The sequence below is a fragment of the Cyanobacteriota bacterium genome, from assembly GCA_025054735.1.
Lineage (GTDB): Bacteria > Cyanobacteriota > Cyanobacteriia > SKYG9 > SKYG9 > SKYG9.
Window position 1 is genome coordinate 1 of sequence record JANWZG010000541.1, and the last position, 2,105, is coordinate 2,105.

Below are 2,105 nucleotides of genomic sequence, written 5' to 3' on the forward strand. Positions count from 1 at the left end.
ATTGGGAATCCACAACATAAATAGTGACAGTCGTCAACGTTGGCTCCAAAGGAGCGATCGGCGTAGAAGACACCAATGACGAGGGCACAGGTGACGGTAGGGAAGGCATAACGTTTGGTGATGGCGAAGAAGCCGGCAAGTTTGACACGTCAGCAGGATTGCTACAGGCTGCCAAACCCACCAGCATGAAACCCACCAACCAACATGGTGGCCGATAAACTTGCACATTTATTACTCTGGGTGAAGCCGTTGAGTGACTGCTGGGCATAGGATACAACCACTACACCAGTTCTCTACCAGGATAGAGAGTAACTCAGCCCGTGACTGCCAACCTTTACCACTTGTAACTATCGATCCGGTCACCTGAGTAACTGCTTAGCGAATCAATAATGATTGCCCACCTTTCGATGGTGAACAGCAGTAAGGCCCTCTGGATTAGATACGCGACCAGCTTGAACTGTGCTGTAGACTAACCAGTGATCACTGCACTCCATTCGGGTTACAACCTCACACTCTAGGTAAGCTAAAGCCTCCGTAAGGATAGGAGAGCCGTTCTCCGCTGGTTGAGTTTTCACCCCGGCAAAGCGATCAGCTCCTGGTGGAAATCGTTTCAGGAAATGCTTCATCAGGTGTTGGTAGTTGCTCTCTCCCAAAACATTGAGGACAAAGTGATCACCAACCTGCATCAAGGATTCAATGGCCCGATCCTTAGCAACGGCGATCGTCAAACCTAGCGGCTCAAAACTAGTCTGGGTCACCCAAGATGCCAGCATCGCACTTGTCAGTTCCCCCTTCTTAGCTGTAATGATATACAAGCCTCCACTTAGCCGTCCCAAAGCTTTATCTAAGTCGCTACTCAGAGATTTCATCTGCTTGATAGCCTTTTCTCGCAGTAGTAACTGCCCTAGGTCAGTACCTGCTTCTTCACACAGTTGATAGGTGGCTTCATGGGGCGCTTCCTTGACCCGAATCGCTTCAAATCCGGGTACCAAGCCCAATTCTACAAATCGAGTTTGTAAGGGGTAGATCAGTTCATCATCCCCACCGTAGGACTCAACCAGCCCAACTACCTGTTTGCTATTAGCGGCTGCCAAGATAGTACCCAACGCTGCTTGGACTTGATTGGCGATCGGGCCGCTCGCAGGGGGCATGGATATCACCAACCCAGCAGCATGTTCCACTAGCTCGCGTATCTCCTGTGGGTCAGCCGACCTCAGATCCATCATCTCTACGGCAACATTGGCTTTGGTAATACCACGGGCAATCGCCTGGGAAAGACGATCGCTATAGCCATAGTCAGATACATAAAACACCGCAGCCGTTTTCTCTGCTTTGGCTTTAGACTGACTCCAGCGCTGGTAGCGCCCTGTCCATTCGCTGACATGGTAGGCCAGCAGAGGGCCATGACCCGTAGCAATCAGGTTGATATCAGGTAGCTCGCCCATACGCTTCATAGCAGACAGCACTGAGCGGGCATTGGGTGCCATCAAACAATCATAATAAAAGCGAAAATCTGGCTCAATTTTGGCCATATCAGTGTCAAACATGTCGTCATCACAGAAGTGCATCCCAAAAGCATCACAGGTGTAGAGCACAGCCGTCTTGTGGTCATAGGTGAAAATCGTATCAGGCCAATGCAAGTTGGGAGCGCTGACAAACTCTAGTTCGTGGCCGTTACCTAAATCCAAGCGATCGCCGTTTTTCACAATTAGCCGCTCAAACGGTTGATGTACTAAGTCTTCTAAAAACTGAATTGCCACCTTAGAGCCAACTACCGTAGCTTGAGGAGCCAGTGCCAACACATCCCGCACCAAACCACTATGGTCAGGCTCAGTATGGCTGATAATGATGTAATCAATCTCACGAGGATTAACTTCCAGCGACAGAGTTGGCAAGTAGAGGTCGCGAAACTTCTCATGGGATGTATCCACCAAGGCAATCTTCTCACCCCGAATGATAAAGGAGTTATAGGTGGTGCCATTTTGCAGCCCAAACTCAATGTCAAAGCGATCGCGATCCCAGTCTAACGAGCGTATCGCCCTAGTATCTGTTGCAATGTCACTGGTCTGCATCGTCAGCCGACGCGCCTTTTCCACAACTGCCAC

General features: G+C 50.0%; 2 protein-coding genes. One reads left to right on the forward strand and one right to left on the reverse strand.

Going from position 1 to position 2,105, the window contains the following annotated elements:
- Window positions 1-23: 23 nt before the first annotated feature.
- Window positions 24-218: a hypothetical protein gene (locus NZ772_17885; protein ID MCS6815425.1), complete on the forward strand. Its 195-nt coding sequence runs from the start codon at window positions 24-26 to the stop codon at window positions 216-218.
- A 165-nt stretch (window positions 219-383) separates the two neighbouring features.
- Here NZ772_17885 and NZ772_17890 read toward each other — a convergent pair whose 3' ends face one another.
- A complete protein-coding gene (locus tag NZ772_17890) occupies window positions 384-2,105 on the reverse strand; it encodes a diflavin flavoprotein (GenBank protein MCS6815426.1) in 1,722 nt (573 codons plus the stop codon).